At 63.0% G+C, this 15771-nt stretch carries 16 protein-coding genes and 1 pseudogene; 10 read left to right on the top strand and 7 right to left on the bottom strand.

Features of this window, described 5'->3' with window-relative positions:
• Together KF827_RS01165 and KF827_RS01160 are read right to left on the bottom strand one after the other, a co-directional pair.
• Positions 1-609: pseudogene (locus KF827_RS01165) on the bottom strand (Fe-S cluster assembly protein SufB); the annotation flags it as partial.
• 27 nt (positions 610-636) lie between these two features.
• A complete protein-coding gene (locus tag KF827_RS01160) occupies positions 637-1116 on the bottom strand; it encodes an SUF system Fe-S cluster assembly regulator (protein WP_290998533.1) in 480 nt (159 codons plus the stop codon).
• 174 nt (positions 1117-1290) lie between these two features.
• Here KF827_RS01160 and KF827_RS01155 point away from each other — a divergent pair, with 174 nt between their 5' ends.
• Positions 1291-1785, top strand: coding sequence for a flavin reductase family protein (locus tag KF827_RS01155; protein WP_290998529.1), 495 nt, complete (start codon positions 1291-1293; stop codon positions 1783-1785).
• A gap of 128 nt (positions 1786-1913) precedes the next feature.
• Here KF827_RS01155 and KF827_RS01150 read toward each other — a convergent pair whose 3' ends face one another.
• Complete coding sequence (locus KF827_RS01150; protein ID WP_290998526.1) at positions 1914-2633, bottom strand: hypothetical protein; 720 nt, start codon at positions 2631-2633, stop codon at positions 1914-1916.
• Positions 2634-2825: 192 nt separating this feature from the next.
• On the opposite strand from KF827_RS01150, the gene KF827_RS01145 reads away from it, so the two are divergent.
• The 5 genes from KF827_RS01145 to KF827_RS01125 are packed head-to-tail and all read left to right on the top strand — an operon-like array spanning position 2826 to position 7098.
• On the top strand, positions 2826-3086 hold the full coding sequence (locus KF827_RS01145) for a phosphopantetheine-binding protein (protein WP_290998523.1): 261 nt from the start codon (positions 2826-2828) through the stop codon (positions 3084-3086).
• Entirely contained in the window at positions 3083-4282 is a 1200-nt protein-coding gene (locus tag KF827_RS01140) for a hypothetical protein (protein ID WP_290998519.1), read from the top strand. The genes KF827_RS01145 and KF827_RS01140 overlap by 4 nt, the downstream gene beginning before the upstream one ends.
• Positions 4282-4770 carry a GNAT family protein gene (locus KF827_RS01135; RefSeq protein ID WP_290998516.1) on the top strand — a complete coding sequence of 163 codons (489 nt, stop codon included), beginning with the start codon at positions 4282-4284 and terminating at the stop codon, positions 4768-4770. The genes KF827_RS01140 and KF827_RS01135 overlap by 1 nt, the downstream gene beginning before the upstream one ends.
• Positions 4767-6155, top strand: a complete 1389-nt coding sequence (locus KF827_RS01130; RefSeq protein WP_290998513.1) for an MBOAT family protein — start codon at positions 4767-4769, stop codon at positions 6153-6155. The genes KF827_RS01135 and KF827_RS01130 overlap by 4 nt, the downstream gene beginning before the upstream one ends.
• Positions 6124-7098 (top strand): hypothetical protein, encoded by a 975-nt coding sequence (locus tag KF827_RS01125; protein WP_290998510.1) that lies wholly within the window; start codon positions 6124-6126, stop codon positions 7096-7098. Before KF827_RS01130 ends, KF827_RS01125 begins: the two co-directional genes overlap by 32 nt.
• On the opposite strand, the gene KF827_RS01120 is transcribed toward KF827_RS01125, so the two are convergent.
• The 4 genes from KF827_RS01120 to KF827_RS01105 all read right to left on the bottom strand — a co-directional run bounded on the left by KF827_RS01120 (position 7099) and on the right by KF827_RS01105 (position 11072).
• Positions 7099-8091 carry a transcriptional regulator GcvA gene (locus KF827_RS01120; protein ID WP_290998507.1) on the bottom strand — a complete coding sequence of 331 codons (993 nt, stop codon included), beginning with the start codon at positions 8089-8091 and terminating at the stop codon, positions 7099-7101. It abuts the gene before it with no gap.
• Positions 8092-8198: 107 nt separating this feature from the next.
• Positions 8199-8912 carry an SDR family NAD(P)-dependent oxidoreductase gene (locus KF827_RS01115; protein WP_290998504.1) on the bottom strand — a complete coding sequence of 238 codons (714 nt, stop codon included), beginning with the start codon at positions 8910-8912 and terminating at the stop codon, positions 8199-8201.
• Complete coding sequence (locus tag KF827_RS01110; protein ID WP_290998501.1) at positions 8909-10510, bottom strand: GMC family oxidoreductase; 1602 nt, start codon at positions 10508-10510, stop codon at positions 8909-8911. Before KF827_RS01110 ends, KF827_RS01115 begins: the two co-directional genes overlap by 4 nt.
• A gap of 43 nt (positions 10511-10553) precedes the next feature.
• Entirely contained in the window at positions 10554-11072 is a 519-nt protein-coding gene (locus KF827_RS01105; RefSeq protein WP_290998498.1) for a flavin reductase family protein, read from the bottom strand.
• A gap of 166 nt (positions 11073-11238) precedes the next feature.
• On the opposite strand from KF827_RS01105, the gene KF827_RS01100 reads away from it, so the two are divergent.
• The 4 genes from KF827_RS01100 to KF827_RS01085 all read left to right on the top strand — a co-directional run bounded on the left by KF827_RS01100 (position 11239) and on the right by KF827_RS01085 (position 15715).
• The gene (locus tag KF827_RS01100) at positions 11239-12069 is read left to right on the top strand and encodes an alpha/beta fold hydrolase (RefSeq protein ID WP_290998494.1); all 831 of its coding nucleotides are present in this window, start codon (positions 11239-11241) and stop codon (positions 12067-12069) included.
• A complete protein-coding gene (locus KF827_RS01095) occupies positions 12069-13244 on the top strand; it encodes an LLM class flavin-dependent oxidoreductase (protein ID WP_290998491.1) in 1176 nt (391 codons plus the stop codon). Before KF827_RS01100 ends, KF827_RS01095 begins: the two co-directional genes overlap by 1 nt.
• Positions 13245-13357: 113 nt before the next feature.
• Positions 13358-13837: a MarR family transcriptional regulator gene (locus tag KF827_RS01090; RefSeq protein ID WP_290998488.1), complete on the top strand. Its 480-nt coding sequence runs from the start codon at positions 13358-13360 to the stop codon at positions 13835-13837.
• A 324-nt stretch (positions 13838-14161) separates the two neighbouring features.
• Positions 14162-15715, top strand: coding sequence for an ABC transporter substrate-binding protein (locus tag KF827_RS01085; RefSeq protein ID WP_290998484.1), 1554 nt, complete (start codon positions 14162-14164; stop codon positions 15713-15715).
• Positions 15716-15771: the final 56 nt, after the last annotated feature.

Genomic DNA, 15771 nt, shown 5'->3' with positions numbered 1-15771 from the left:
GAAGCTGCCATCGGAAAACACCGCCGAATTGAGCGTGGCATAGAAATTATCCGTAACCGGCACCACCGAGCCGAGATATTTGCGCACCAATTCGGGATGCTCGCGCACGGCTTCCGACATCGAGCAGAAGATGATGCCGAGATCCTTCAGCTTGCTTTTGAACGTGGTGGCGACAGACACGCTGTCGAACACCGCATCCACCGCGATATTGCTGCTGCTTTCAACGCCCAGCAAAGCCTCGCGCTCGCGCAACGGAATGCCCAGCTTTTCGTAGGTGGCCAGCAATTCCGGATCCACTTCGTCCAGGCTTTTCAGGCTCGGCTTGCGCTTCGGCGCGGCGTAGTAATGGATATCCTGAAAATCGATCCTGGGATAATCCAGCTTGGCCCAGCCCGGCTCGCGATCCTGCTGGCGCTGCCAGATGCGGAAGGCCTTCAAGCGCCATTCCAGCATCCATTCCGGCTCTTCCTTCTTGGCCGAGATGAAGCGGATCGTATCCTCGTTCAGGCCCTTGGGCAGGATTTCGGATTCGATATCGGTGACGAAACCGTACTTGTATTCGCCGGTCGCCTTGTTGATGGTTTCGATGGTTTCAATCGTGGCAGGCATGGGGGCACCTGAACCTGAGCTGCTGAACTAACTGCCGGACAGCCGCGCCGCAGGATTGCGCGGCGGCGGCTCGGCCATGAAATCGAAAGCGGGCTTCGCCAGTTCGGCAAGGCTCACATCCTCCAACGCCTGACGGATGGCGCTGTTGATCCGGTTGATGCCCCGGCGCGACACGCACAGGCTTTCGCGGTCGCAGGCGCTGGGCGATGCGGGATTGGTGGCATGGGTGCTGCACTGGGTGAGCGCAATGGGGCCATCCAGCGCGATCACGATCTCGGCCACCGAAATCTCGCAAGGGCTGCGGCTGAGGCGGTAGCCGCCCTTGGCGCCGCGATGCGAGGCCAGCAAGCCGGCGCGGGCCAGCTTGGCCATCAGCTTGGCCACGGTGGGGCCCGGCAGGCCGGTGGCGGTGGCGGCATCCACGGCGTTGTGCACGGCGGCGGGGGCGGCAGCCACATGGGCCATCACCATCACGCCATAATCCGCCAACCGGCTGAGCCTCAACATGGGTATATCCGCACCGCGAAAATAAATCAGACCAATATGGTCTGGATTGCATATTCGTAATTAAGAGCGGTTTGGTCCGGATTGCAAGCCCCGACTCGCTGTTTTTGGCCTAAAGCCTGTTGATATACGGGCTTTTTCCTCCCATCCTGGCCGCATTGAACTGGAGTCCATGCCGTGTCTGACGATTTGAACCTGTCCTTCCGAGCCGCGATGCGGCGGCTCGCCGCCACCGTAACCGTGCTTACCTGCCGCGATCCCCAGGGCCAGCGCATTGGCATGACCGCCACCGCCGTCACCTCGGTTTCCACCGATCCACCCGCGCTGCTGGCCTGCGTGAACCGCTCGGCCGCCATCCATGCCCATCTGGCGCTGGGCCAGAAGCTGTGCATCAACCTGCTGCATACCGGTCAGCGGGAGATTTCCAATGCCTGCAGCGGCGGCGAGGAAGGCGAAGGCCGCTTCGTGGTGGGCGATTGGCGCGACGATGCCGATGGCGTGCCCTATCTGGCCGATGGCCAGGCGAATATCTTCTGCGCCGTGGAAGCCGTGCATACCTATGGCAGCCACGGCATTTTCATCGGCCGCGTGCTCACCGTGCGCAACCGCGACGCCATCGACCCGCTGGTCTACCAGGACGGCAAATATGTGCGGACGGTGGTGCTGGAGTGATGGGGCGACGAATTAAAACCGCATAAACCGTCACCCTCGGGCTTGTCCCGAGGGGCCAATGTTTAGCAGCCTTGATACATCAGGTATGGACCCTCGGAATAAATCCCAGGGTGACGATGTGCGCAGCATCACCCATACAACGACACGACCTGCAGCAGGCGGCGGAATTCGTCCACCACCTGGCGTTCCACGCGTTCGTTCAGCGCCACGGCGCTGCGCAGCCGGCGTTTGCGGGCGAGCGGCAGCGGCTGCGCTTTGGCGCGCGGCGCGGGCTGCGGCGCACTCGCCGGCTTGGGCCGCAGCGGCACCACTTTGGCGCTCGACTTAGGCGCGGGTTTGATTTCCGGCTTCGGCGGTTCCGCCTTGATTGCAGCCACCTTTGGCAGCGGCGACAGCTTGAGGCGCGGATGCTGCTTGAAGCCGGTGGAGGCATGCACGGCGATGCACGGCCCCTCGGGCGATTCCTCGATCAGCAGCAGGGTGGGAAACCGCGCCGCCAGCATGGCATAGGTTTCTTCCGCTAGAAAACCCGGTTCGGGGATGGCGCACCAGCGGTTCTGCGCCTCGAAACCCAGCGGCTTGCCGCGCGCGGCATATAGTTTGGAGAGCGCCGAGGCAAAGGCCGGATCCTGCTGGAACACCAGCACGATCTGGCGATGCTTGTCGTCGGGCCGATAGCGCCGCACCACCATCAGCGCCACTTCCGCCGGCTTGGCGCCGATAGCGGCGGCGGCGCCATAGAAGCCCAGCACCGTGCCGGCGGCCCGCACATCCTGGGTAAGGAAGGCAAGACGCTCGGCATGGGGCACGGTGCCGATGGCATTGAAGAAGCGCACTGCGATGCTCATGCCCGAATTCTACCCCGCCAAAGGGCATGGACGCGACTCACAAAAGCCGGGAAACCGCCGCCCCAGCATCGGGTAGGCGGGCCTGCGATTCGGCTACAAGATATGGCGCGAATCCGGCCCAGACGGGCCTTGAATTGCCGGCCAAGAGGGGCTACCAACCCTGCATGTGACGCAAATCCGGACAGGGTTACGATGAGCGGCGATATCCAGACGGCATTGATGGACTTCATCCGGGGCCTGGACCCGGCCAATGCCGGCGACCCGCATCTGACCCCCGATGTGGACCTCTACGATGGCGGCTATCTCGACAGTTTCTCCACCGTGGAGTTGATCGAATTCGCCCAGAGCCGCTTCGGCGTGGATCTTTCGACAGCGGATTTCTATGAAGGCCCGCTGCGCAACGCCGCCGGCATCGCCGCCGAGGTGGCAAAACTGCAGGCGCAAAAAGCGTGACCTCAAACGCCATCAATCCGCTGCGCATCCGCTCGCATGTAGCGGCGCCGGCCCATGGGCTGGACCAGATCCGCTATGCCGCCGCCTATATCCATCCGTTCATCCGCCGCGCCTGGGTGGAGGATGGCGTGTGGTGGGTGGAGGTGAGCGAGCCGCTGGATGCAGCCCTGCTGGATGCCGGACTGACCAAGCTGTGCCAGCGTTTCGGCAATACAGCCATTCCCGATATCGCGCCGCTTTACACCCAGCCGCCGCGCGAGGATGGCTATCAGGGCAAACTGGCCGATGGCATCGCGCTGCTGCATGAACATGCGCCGGGCCTGTTCGTGGCGCGACCGCGCTTCGCCGAATTGCTGCGCTTCCTGGATTGGGCGATGCTGCGGCGTTTCGCCAAGCCGTTTGCCGCCGTGGAAGAAACCTATCCCAACGTGATCCCGCTGGACACGCTGGCCAAGACCAACCACCTCACCGGCTTTCCCGAGCATCTGCACTTCGTGCTGCATCTGACCGAAGACCTGGGCGTGCTGGACGATTACGCCACCCGCATGAAAGCGCCCGGCGCCGATCCCGCGCCGAAGCCCTCCGAACTGGCGCCGGCCATGCTCGTGCATAATCCCAGCACCTGCTATCACTGCTATGCCTCGCGCCAGGGCGCACGGCTGGAAGGCGACCAGGCGATTGCCGCCGTCACGCGCTGCCATCGTTATGAATCCGCCAATCACAGCGATCCCGGCCGGCTGCTGGAATTCACCATGCGCGAAGTGATCTTCGTGGGCAGCCCGGATTATGCGCGCAACACCCGCGCCCGCTGTCTGGAATTGATCCAGCAATGGGCCGCCGATTGGCAATTCGCCGGCGCCATCGTGCAGGCCAACGATCCGTTCTTCACCAGCGAATACGACGTGAAGGCCAGCCATCAGCACCGCATGGCGATGAAATACGAATACCGCGCCATCCTGGGCGATCATGGCAAGGCGATATCGGTGATGTCGTCGAACCTGCATTCGGCCACATTCGGCAAAGCCTTCGACATCATCAGCGAAGGCCGCCGCGCCAATACCGGCTGCATCGGCTTCGGCCTGGAACGCATGGCGCTGGCGTTGATCGCCCAGCATGGGCTGGAGCCCGCGCGCTGGCCCGAAGCATTGCGCAGCGAACACGCCGCCTGGGCCGCGCGCGACCCATTGTTGAGCTGATGCATCTCAGGCCGGCCACACCCGACGATGCCGCCTTGCTGGCCGGCTGGCTGAACGATCCGGCCACCAATCGGCTGCTGACTGGCAATCTGCGCGGCGGCGGCCTGGATGCCAAGGCGCTGGCGCTGGGCCTGCGCCGGCGCGACCAGGTGTGGATGCTGTTTGCCGAAACCGCTGCGGCGCCGCCGGCCGGGCTGATCGCCCTGGATGGCATCGACCGCGCCGATGGCGTGGCCAATCTGTGGTTCCTGTTAGGCGACAAGGCCCAGGCGCGGCGCGGCCTCACATCGGCTGCCATTGCCGCTTTCTGCGCCGCCAATCCGGCCGAGCTGCACGTGGCCACGGCCTGGATCGTGGCCGAAAATGCCGCATCGCGGGCCTGCCTGCTGCGCGCCGGCTTTGCCGAGGCGGGCCGCATAACCGATGCCGTGCTGATCGACGGGCGGCGACAGGATCGCATCCTGTTTCAAAAACGGTTTGGCGCATGAGCCTGTTGTATTACGTGCCGGGCATTCTGCTGGCGGCCATGCTGGCGGCCATCCTGCCGCCGACAGCGCGGCGCTGGCTGTTGCTGCTGACCAGCCTGGGTTTTTACGGCCAGTTGAACTGTCTATTCCTGCCGGTGCTGCTGGGTGTGATCGCGGTCGGCTTCATCGGCGCCTTGCTGTTGGAAAAGCGCCCCCCGCGCACCTGGCTGTGCGCCATCTTCGTGGTGGCCGCGCTGGGTCCGCTGCTGGTGTATAAATACCTGCCGGTCTGGCTGGACGGGCTGGATCACTACCTGCCGGTTTCCAGCCTGGATTTCGGCGGCTATGGCGCCGTGCTGGTGCCGGCGGGCCTGTCGTTTTTCACCTTCCAGGTGCTGAGCTACCTGATCGATGTGCATCGCGGCGCCTATCCGGCGGATCGCAATCCGGTGCGGTTCGCGCTGTTCATCAGCTTCTTCCCGCAATTGCTGGCCGGCCCGATCGAGCGCTATCAGGCACTGGCCAAGCCGCTTTGGGATAACCGCCGGCCCACGCCAGACATGGTGATGAGCGGCCTGCTGCTGATCGCCTATGGCGTATTCCTGAAGGAAGCCATCGGCGACCGGCTGGGCGGCATCGTCGATCCCGCCTATCTGGCGGCGGGCAGCGGCGGCGCGCGCGGCGCGGTGATCGGCTTCCTTGGCTTCACCCTGCAATTGCTGGCCGATTTCGGTGGCTATTCGCTGATCGCGGTGGGTGCCGGCCGGTTGTTCGGCGTGGAGCTGATCAACAATTTCAAGCAGCCTTTCTTTGCCGAAACGCTGACCGAATTCTGGCAGCGCTGGCATATCTCGCTCACCCGCTGGATCGGCGATTACATCTACCGCCCGCTGGGCCGCTTCATCGTGCGCAGCACCAGTTGGCCGCGCGGCATGAAGGAGAATGTAACCGCCTTCATCACCTGGACCACCATCGGCATCTGGCATGGCGCGGAAGCCACCTTCGTGCTGTTCGGCGCCATTCAGGCCAGCCTGATCGTGGGCCAGAAGGCGCTGCCGCATGGCTGGTTGAAACCCCAGGGTGCGTGGCGCTATCTCAATATGCTGGTGGTTTTCGCGGTGGTTGTGATCAGCTTCGGCCTGATCCGCGCCAACACTTTGCCACAATATCTGGATATGCTGTGGGCATTGATAACGCTGCGGCCTTCGCAGACGGGGCTTTCCGTCGGCGGATCGATCTGGCCCGCCATTGCCGTGATGCTGATCGTAGAGGGCGTTGCGCGCTTCAAGCCGCAATGGCGACCGGACGGCGTTTGGACACGCGCCGCTTTGATTTTTATTCTTATAGTAGCCGCCGTGCTGCTGGGTGATGAGGATGGCCGCAACTTCATCTACTTCCGCTTCTAACGCCAGCGCCGCCAAGGCGCCGGCAGCCAGCAGCCCGCGCCGCGTTGCGCTGGCGCTGGCCGCGCTTGCCGTGGCGCTGGTTGCGTTCGATCAACTGGCGGGCCTGGCGCTGAACTGGATCTGGGATCGTTCGTCGTTCAATCCCGTGGCCCATGTACGCCGCGCTCAACCGGAAATCCTGGCACTGGGATCATCGGGCGGGCATTACGCCATCGACCCCAGCGTGCTCGGCCCCAATGCCTATAATGCCAGCCGCGATGGCCAGGGCGGCTTCTATGTGGCCGCCATGCTGAATGCGCTGCCGGCGGATACCAGCGTGAAACGCGTGATCTATGCGCTGGATACCGGCGACATCGCCGATGGCCTGGATGGGCCGAATGTGAAGAACCTGTCGCAATACACCCCCTGGCTGGCGCGCGATCCGGTGTTGCGCGACTGGCTGACGGCACGCAAACCGATGGAGCAATACAAGCTGCTCTCGGGGCTTTACCGTTTTCGCGGCCTGGTGATCGACGTGGTGCGGCGCTGGATAAAGCCGCGCTGGGTGGGCGGCGGCTATCAGCCGTTGCAGGAAACCATGGCGCCGCGGCCGCTGCCCGATCTTTCAGCCGACCCTGCCCGCGGCCCCGCCCCCTCGGGCATCGCCATGTTGCAGCATATCAGCCGTGCGGCGAAGGCCCGCAATATCCAACTGATCGTGGTGGTGTCGCCCACCTATGGCTACGACCGTGGATCGCTGCCGCAGAATGCCGATGTGCTGGCCGCCATGCGCACCGCCTTCAAGGACAATGCCTTTTGCGACCTGACGCAAATCCAGGATTCGCGTTTCCAGGCAATGCGCGAAAACCGCATGCATTTCGCCGATGGCTCGCATGTAAATGCCGCCGGCGGCCGGGCTTACAGCCTGCTGCTGAAAGACTGGATCGCGCAGCAATGCAATTGATCACGCCGCTTCGGCGGTGATCTGCCCGGCCTCGCTGCGCATCCAATCGGTGAAGGCGGCCACCTTGGGCAGACCCATCTTGCGCTCCGGCCCCACCAGGTAATAAGCGAAATCCAGCGGCGTGGCATCGCTGAACAGCCGCACCAATCGGCCGGAAGCAAGATCGGCCTCGGCCAGGGTGGCCTTGGCTAGCGCAATACCCTTGCCATGGATGGCCGCTTCCAGCACCAGGCTGGACTGGGTGAAGCGCAGGCCGCGATTCCAATCCACATCCGACATGCCGGCGGCCCGCAGCCACATCTGCCAGGTGGGGCAGGATTGGTCATCATCGGGGCTGTCGTCGTGTAGCAACACCTGGTCGCGCAGATCGGCAGGCTGGCTGATCTTGTGATCCTTCAGCAGATCGGGCGAGACCACGGGAAAGATCGATTCCGGCAGCAGGCGGCTGACCTGCAGGCCAGGATAGCGACCTGAGCCGTAGCGGATGGCGAGGTCTACATCGTCGGTGGCGAAATCCGCCAGCGCGTTGGACGCGGAAACCCGCACGTCGATGCCGGGATGCTGCAACTGGAAACGATCCAGCCGCGGCACCAGCCATTTCACCGCGAAAGACGGCGCCACGCTGACCGTGAGGATACCGCTCTCGCCATAGGAATCGATCTGGTTCACCGCGCCCACCAGGCGGTCGAAACCATCGCGGATACCGGGCAAGCAGGCCTGGCCGGCATCGGTGAGGAAAATATTGCGGCCCATGCGGCGGAATAGCGGCACGCCGAGATGATCTTCCAGCGCGCGGATCTGGTGGCTCACGGCAGCGGGCGTGACGCAAAGTTCGTCGGCGGCACGGGCCAGGCTGAGATGGCGGGCCACCACCTCGAAGGTGCGCAGCGCACCCAATGGCGGCAGCCGGCGGCGCACCGGCTTTGCGGTTTGCTTGGCAGCAGGCTTCGCCGCCTTCTGTGGCAGGCTTTTAAGGGTGTCTATGGACAGCATGATGCCGACCTCAATGGCGAGGAACTATTCTACAATATGAATATATATTAAAAATAATAATGTCAATTTTTTTAGTAAAATAAAATATACAACATTGTAATAGTGTTTTATGCCAGCATACCGCCTTCCAGGCCGATGGCTTGGCCGTTCAGATTGCCGGCCGCCGGGCTGGCCAGGAAAGCCACCAATGCCGCCACCTCGGCCTCCTCGGTCATCCGCCCGGTGGGAATCATCGCGGTGGCATGGCTGGCGGTCAGGCCCAGATCCTGCAGCCGGCCGCGCGCCATTTCGGTATCCACCCAGCCCGGGCAGATCACATTGGCGGTGATGCCGCGTGAGCCGAGCGCCCGGGCCAGGGCACGGGTAAGCCCAACCACGCCGTGTTTGCTGGCGCAATAAGCCAATTGGTCGGCCACCCCGCGCAGGCCCAGCACGGACGCGATGTTGATCACCCGGCCACGGCCATCCACCAGCAAATCGCGCGCCGCGCGGCTGCAGGCCCAGGTGCCGGTGAGATTGGTAGCGATCATCGGCGCCCATTCGGCCGCTTCCGCATCGCTGCCGAACGGCGCACCGCCGGCAATCGCGGCATTGTTCACCAATACATGCAACTGGCCATATTGCCGCCGCACATACTCGAACAACGCCGCCACGCTGGCGGCATCGGCGATATCGCAAACCTGCATGTCGATGCCGCTTGGCGGATCGGCAGGCAGCTTGCGCGCCGCGCCGATCACACGATAGCCGGCAGCTTGCAGATGCTGCGCGATGCTGCGGCCGATGCCACGGCTGGCACCCGTCACCAACGCGATCTCGTTCATTGCGCATCCTCCAGAATCAGCTCCGCCGCCTTTTCGCCGATGGCGATGGCAATCGCATTGGTGTTGCCCGAAACCATGCTGGGCAGAATGGAAGCATCGGCAATCCGCAAGCCGCCCAGGCCATGCAGCCGCAGCCGCGCATCCACCACATTCATCCTTTCCGCCGCCGGCCCCATACGGCAAGTGCCGGATGCATGAAACGCCGTGCCGGCTTTCTCGCGGGCATATTGCAGCAAGGCAGCATCATCGCCGGCTTCCGGCCCGGGTATGGTTTCTTCCAATGCAAAGCCAGCCAGCGCCCGGCTGCGACCGAAAGCACGCGCGGTTTTCAGACCCGCCACGATGGCGGCGCAATCGGCATCGGTGGCCAGATAATTCGGCTGCAACAATGGCGCATCATCCGGATCGGCCGAACGCAGCCGCAGCCAGCCCCGGCTTTCCGGCCGGTTGGGCACGCAGGCGATGGTGAAGCCGGGATAATCATGCACGCCGCCGGCCGTGGCATTGGCGCTGAAAGCCATGCAATGGAATTGCACATCCGGGGTTTTCGATCCCGGCAGGCAGGCCGCGAAACCGCCGATGGTCATCGGGCCGCCCGCCAGCAATCCGCCGCGATCCACCAGATACCGCAGGCCGGCCAGGGCCTGGCGCCAGGGCGAACGGCGAAAACCATTCAGCGAGGCATGCGGCGGGCAGCGATAGACGATACGGGTATTCACATGATCCATCAGGTTTTCGCCGATGCCCGGCAGATCCTGCTGCACGGCAATGCCATGCGCCTGCAATTGCGCCGCCGGCCCGATGCCAGACAGCATCAGCAACTGCGGCGAATGGATGGCACCGGCGGCCAGGATCACCTCGCGGCCGGCAATCGCTTCATGCAGCCCATCGCGCCAGCGATATCGCAGACCGGTGACGCGGCCCTGCTCGATCCGCAGATTCTGCACGCTGGCACCGCAGCGGATGTCCAGATTGCCACGCCCGCGCACCGGATGCAGATAGGCTGCGGCCGCGCTGCTGCGCTGACCATTGCGCGTGGTAAGCTGATAGCGCCCCACGCCGGTCTGGTCGCCGGCATTGAAATTGGGCGAGAAAGGCAAACCCAGCTCGGCGCCCGCGGCGAAGAAGGCATCATGCAGCGGATGCTGCATGGGCGGATCGCTCAGGCCCAACGGGCCCATCGTGCCGTAATCGCCGGGATGCTGACCCGTATAGCCTTCCGCCTTGCGAAAAATCCGGCGCATCTCCTCGAAGCCCCAGCCAGGATTGCCCATGGCTTCCCAGCCATCGTAATCCTGCTTCTGGCCGCGCACATAGATCATGGCATTGATGGCGCTGGAACCGCCGATGCCGCGCCCGCGCGGCCAGATGATACGGCGGCCATTCATGCCCGGCACCGGCTCGGTCTCGAACAGCCAGGCCAGCTTGGGATTATAGGCGTTGCGCGCGAAGCCCAGCGGCACCTTGATCCAGGGATTGCGATCCCAGCCGCCGGCTTCCAGCAGCAGCACGCGATACCGGCCATTCTCGGTCAGGCGATTGGCGAGCACACAGCCGGCCGAGCCCGCGCCGACCAGGATAAAATCGTAGGCTTCCATTCCACCCCATGCAGATTTTTTTATCAGCGGCTCTGCCGCAAACTTATTCCGCCGCGAGCGCGCTGGCCAGCGGCGACCAGACGCCGAACTGGCCATCCCGATACATCAGCGCATCCACATTGCCCGGCGCCCGCCGCATCGCCGCCACCAGCCCGATGAAAATCGTGTGCGTGGCGGATTCAACGGTTTCCACCAATTCGCAATCATAGGCCGCCACCGCATCGGGCAGCACCGGCGAGCCGGTTTTCAGGCTTTGCACCGCCAGCCCCTCGAAGCGGCGACGGCGTGCCGCCTCATCGGAACTGGAGAATCGGCGGGCCAGCTCCACCTGTTCGGCAGCCAGCAGGTTGACGCAGAAATGCCGCGCCGCGCGCACGGGATCGTGAATGCTGGCGGAACGGTTGATGCAGACCAGCAGCGAGGGCGGTTCGGCCGAAACCGAACAGACCGCCGTGGCGGTTACGCCATGGAATTGCCCGCCGGCAGCAGTGGTGATGATGTTTACCGCAGCGCCGAAAGGACGCATGCCGGCTTTAAAATCCGCGCTGGAAATCAGGGTCATAGCTATCTCCACCCATATTTTTTGCGGCCGCGCCTTGGCGTTTCGGCTGCACATTATTAGTTAGCATACTAACTCTTTTTAGTGCGTATGCAATCTTTATTGCTTGACTCCGCAGGCCTGACCGAATATCCAACGGCCAAGAAGAATGCAGTATTGCGGAGGGAACATGGCCCGGGAAACTGCGGCCCAGGAAACTGTGGCTTTGGCGGATGCAGCTGTTGCACCGCGTGAGGAATACATCACCATCGATGGCTGCAAGACCTTTCTGCTGCGTGGCGGCAAGGGGCAACCGGTGCTGTTCCTGCATGGCGCGCGCGGCGGCGGCAATTGGCTGCCCTTCATGGCCAAGCTGGCCGATAGCCACGAGATCATCGCCCCCGAACATCCCGGCTTCGGCCGCAGCGATGCCCCGGATTGGTGGGACAATATCCACGATCTGGCCTATTTCTATCTCGACCTGATCAAGACGCTGAAGCTGGAGCATGTGCATCTGGTCGGCTCGTCGCTGGGCGGCTGGCTGGCTACCGAGATCGCCGTGCGCAGCACCGCCAAGCTTGCCAGCCTCACGCTGATCGGCGCGGCCGGTCTGCATATCAAGGGGCTGGCACGGCCCGATACCTTCCTGTGGACGCAGGAAGAAGCCACGCGTGCGCTGTTCCACGACCAGGCACTGGCCGAAAAGATGCTGGGCCAGCCGGTTTCCGACGAAGAGCTTGAGCGGCAGATGAAAAACCGCTTCGCCGCCGCCCGCATGTCGTGGGCGCCGCGCCTGTACGATCCGCATCTGCATAAATGGCTGCATCGCATCGATGTGCCCACCGCGATCTTCTGGGGCAAGCAGGATCAATACATCCCCACCGCCTATGCCGAGCGCTTTGCCGAGCTGATCCCCGGCGCGCAGGTGCAATATTTCGATAAATGCGGGCATCTGCCGCAGGTGGAACAGCCCGAAGCCTTTGCAAAGGCATTGGAAAGCTTCATCCGGAGGGCTGCGTAATGCGTTTCTTCTTCTTCCACCTGATGCCCTATGCGCCGCTGGATCTGGATTATGACAAGACGCATAAATCCGCCTGGGTAACGCTGCCCAACAGCTATTACGATCCCGAACTGGGTTCCGATCTCTACAACCGCTATCTCGACGAACTGGAATATGCCGACGAGCTGGGCTTTGAAGGCATCAGCGTGAACGAGCATCACCAGACCGCCTATGGCATGATGCCCTGCCCCAACGTGTTTGCCGGCATGCTGGCCCGCCGCGTGAAGCAGGCCAAGATCTGCATCCTGGGCCGCGCTTTGCCGGTGCTGTCGAATCCGCTGTCGGTGGCCGAGGAATTCGCGGTGCTCGACAACATCACCAAGGGCCGCATCATCACCGGCTTCGTGCGCGGCATCGGCGCGGAATACCATGCGCTGGCGGTGAACCCCACCGAAAGCCATGCCCGCTTCCATGAGGCGCATGACCTGATCGTGCAGGCCTGGACCAAGCCCGGCCCGTTCGCCTATGAGGGCAAGTATTATCACTTCCCCTATGTGAACCTGTGGCCGCGCCCCTACCAGAAGCCGCATCCGCCGATCTGGGTGCCTTCGCAGGGTTCGAAGGAAACCATCGAATTCGCCGCGGCCAAGGACCACAAATACGTTTACCTGCAGACCGCCACACCGGCCGCCACCTTGTTCAAATACATGCAGGCCTATCGCGACGAAGCCAACCGCCAGGGCTATGAAGCCAGCCCCGATCAACTCGGCTGGTCGGTGAAAATCTATGTGGCCGAAACCGACGAAATCGCCAAGCGCGAGGCAAAGCCCCATGTGGAGGCCTTCGTCAACAAGTTCCTGCGCATGCCGGTAGAGATGCTGCTGCCGCCGGGCTACACCTCGATCCAATCGATGAAGGGCGTGATGGCCGCCAAGCAGACCATCACCGGCGGCGCGCGCACCATCGACGACCTGATGGAGCAAGGCACCTTCATCTGCGGCAGCCCGGCGACAGTGCGCGCCAAGCTGGAGGAATATCAGCATAAGGGCGGCTTCAACATCGTGATGGCCGGCCTGCATTTCGGCACCCTGCCGGCGGAACTGACGCGGAAGAATATGGAACTCTTCGCCCGCGAAGTGATGCCGCATCTGAAAAACCGTGTGCCCGATGGCTATCGACCTGTGGCCGCCGAATAAGCTGGGTTTGCAGCCCGCTGCCGGCAAGCCCAGCTTGCCGGCCTGCTTTCGCTTGCCGGTGTGGCGATTTGCCTTTAGCCTTGGCTTGAGGATCGCCGCAACGAGCAGGAACAATGAAAAGCAAGCAGAAGCCGACGGTCATTGCAGACCTGCTGGAGAAACCCGGCCATCTGATCCGCCGTGCGCATCAGAAATCCGTGGCGGTATTCGAGGGACCGGCTTCGCGCTTCGGCATCACCGCGCCGCAGCATGTGGTGATGACCGCGCTGTTCAAGCATCCCGGTATCGACCAGGTAACCCTGGCCAGCCTGATCGCGCTGGACAAGGTGACCACCGGCAGCATCATCAGCCGGCTGGAAGCGCGCGGCTTGCTGCGGCGCGAAAAATCGCAGCACGACAAGCGCGCCCGTGTGCTGGTGCTCAGCCCGGCCGGGCAGCAATTGCTGATCGACATGCAGGATACCGTGAAGCTTTCGCAGCGCGACCTGCTGGCCAATCTCAATCCGTCCGAACGCAAATCCCTGCTGCATCTGCTGCGCAAGCTGATCGGTGCGGAAGATGCGGCCATGGTGCGCGGCAAAAGCAAACCCTGATTCCGCGCCCAATCGCGCGGCACGCGAAATCCGAGCGCTTTGCGCGTGTGCGGCCACTCTTTCGGGATTCTCTTACCGATTGGCGCGTTACAGCCGCCCGACCGGCTGCCGCATGCGATGTTGGCTTGACAAGCAAGGGGCGCTCGGCCAATTTGAATTAATAATCATACTAACTATAGGGGTGGAAACATGCGGCGCGTAGCGGCCGTGGCGGAAAATGCCACAGGGCCGATTCACAAAAACTCACAACAGACCAACCTGCCCGCCCTGCCGCCGGGCCGGGTTGATCGGCATTCCTGAAATCTAGGGACCAAGGGGAAACACATGACCGAACTCAGCCGTCGTCAATTGTTCCGCACCGCTGCCGGGGCCGGCGCGGGTGCCGGCATGCTTACACTGGGCCTGCCCATCGACGTTTTCGCAGCCAATGCGCCGCAGCATCTGGTGGTGCAGAGCGGCGCGCTCAACTCGCTGGATCCGGCGCACCAGATTTCGGCCGGCGATGAAGGCCGCGTGGCCATCCTGATCAGCAACGCCCTGCTGCGTTATGCCGCCGGCGAGAATTTCGCGCTGCAGCCCGATCTTGCCACCGGCTTCGAGGTGAGCGATGGCGGCAAGACCTATACCTTCAAGCTGCGCCAGGATGTGCAGTGGCATCGCGGCTATGGCAAATTCACCGCCAAGGATGTGAAGTTCTCCATCGAGCGCATCCTCAATCCCGAAACCAAGTCGCGCAATGCCGGCCAGTTCAAGGATGTGGCCGGCGTGGAAGTGGTTGACGATTACACCGTGCGCTTCCGCCTGAAGGAACCCTCGGCGGTGTTCCCGCATGCCGTGGCCACTTTCCGCGGCGGCTTCCTGATGTCTGAGGCCGCGGCCAAGGCGCAGGGCGAGGAATTCAGCAAGACCGTGATCGGCACCGGCCCCTTCATGGTGGAAAAGGCCGTGCTGGATCAGGAAATCGTGCTGAAGCGCAACGATGCGTTTTTCGGCCCGAAGCCGAAGCTGGAACAGATCACCTTCAAGGTGATCCGCGAGGGCGGCACCGCCACCCTGGCCTTCGATCGCGGCCAGTTGGACCTGATCGACATCAACGACCGCGAAGCCACCGACCGCTATGCCAAGAGCAACAAGTCGCGGCTGATGATCTCCAACGTCACCACCGGCCTGTACCTGCTCACCTTCAACCTGAGCAAGGCGCCCTTCGACAAGAAGGAAGTGCGCCAGGCCTTCCAGCATGCCATCAACAAGAAGGCCATCGTGGACGCCGTGTATGCACAGCGCGGCCGCGTGGTGGATACCGTGATGCCGCCGGGCGTGGAAGGCTACACCCAGGTGAAGAGCTACGATTACAACCCGGAAAAGGCCAAGAAGCTGCTGGCCGATGCCGGCGTGAAGGATCTGAAATGCACCCTCACCGTGCCCACCACCTATCAGCGCGAAGCGGTGATGATCCAGGCGCAGTTGAAGCAGGTCGGCATCACGCTTGAGATCAAGCTGATCGACCGGCCGACCTGGTTCCGCTCGCTGGGCCAGTCGGACCACGACATCATCTGGAATGCGCATTTCCGCGCCCCGGCCGCCGATGCCTTCCTGTTCCCGAGCTATCACTCGTCGAACCATCCGCCGAAGGGCACCAATTGCGCCTTCTATGCCGGTGCCGACGACCTGATCGACAAGGCCCGCGTGACCTTCGACGACAAGGAACGCGCGGCGATCTATGCCGAAGCGCTGAAGCGCATCGCCGAGGATAGCCCGGCGATTCCGCTTACGCTGGAACTCAACACCTACGTGGTGCAGAACTACGTGAAGAACCTCTCCACCTATCGCGTGCCGGAAAATGCCCCGGCGCTCGAAATGGCGTCCATCGAGAAATAATCGAGACACGCCTCCCCCGCAAAGAGCCATGGCCCCGCCGGGCCATGGCTCTTCAT

The organism is Ferrovibrio sp. (assembly GCF_019636075.1).
Lineage (GTDB): Bacteria > Pseudomonadota > Alphaproteobacteria > Ferrovibrionales > Ferrovibrionaceae > Ferrovibrio.
This window is presented reverse-complemented; position numbering and strand designations above follow the sequence as displayed.

Coding starts and splice junctions, on each gene's coding strand:
- KF827_RS01100 (WP_290998494.1), top strand. CDS start 11,239: ATGGCCCGGGAAACTGCGGCCCAGGAAACTGTGGCTTTGGCGGATGCA.
- KF827_RS01105 (WP_290998498.1), bottom strand. CDS start 11,072: ATGACCCTGATTTCCAGCGCGGATTTTAAAGCCGGCATGCGTCCTTTC.
- KF827_RS01145 (WP_290998523.1), top strand. CDS start 2,826: ATGAGCGGCGATATCCAGACGGCATTGATGGACTTCATCCGGGGCCTG.
- KF827_RS01095 (WP_290998491.1), top strand. CDS start 12,069: ATGCGTTTCTTCTTCTTCCACCTGATGCCCTATGCGCCGCTGGATCTG.
- KF827_RS01160 (WP_290998533.1), bottom strand. CDS start 1,116: ATGTTGAGGCTCAGCCGGTTGGCGGATTATGGCGTGATGGTGATGGCC.
- KF827_RS01085 (WP_290998484.1), top strand. CDS start 14,162: ATGACCGAACTCAGCCGTCGTCAATTGTTCCGCACCGCTGCCGGGGCC.
- KF827_RS01110 (WP_290998501.1), bottom strand. CDS start 10,510: ATGGAAGCCTACGATTTTATCCTGGTCGGCGCGGGCTCGGCCGGCTGT.
- KF827_RS01090 (WP_290998488.1), top strand. CDS start 13,358: ATGAAAAGCAAGCAGAAGCCGACGGTCATTGCAGACCTGCTGGAGAAA.
- KF827_RS01150 (WP_290998526.1), bottom strand. CDS start 2,633: ATGAGCATCGCAGTGCGCTTCTTCAATGCCATCGGCACCGTGCCCCAT.
- KF827_RS01120 (WP_290998507.1), bottom strand. CDS start 8,091: ATGCTGTCCATAGACACCCTTAAAAGCCTGCCACAGAAGGCGGCGAAG.
- KF827_RS01135 (WP_290998516.1), top strand. CDS start 4,282: ATGCATCTCAGGCCGGCCACACCCGACGATGCCGCCTTGCTGGCCGGC.
- KF827_RS01130 (WP_290998513.1), top strand. CDS start 4,767: ATGAGCCTGTTGTATTACGTGCCGGGCATTCTGCTGGCGGCCATGCTG.
- KF827_RS01115 (WP_290998504.1), bottom strand. CDS start 8,912: ATGAACGAGATCGCGTTGGTGACGGGTGCCAGCCGTGGCATCGGCCGC.
- KF827_RS01125 (WP_290998510.1), top strand. CDS start 6,124: ATGGCCGCAACTTCATCTACTTCCGCTTCTAACGCCAGCGCCGCCAAG.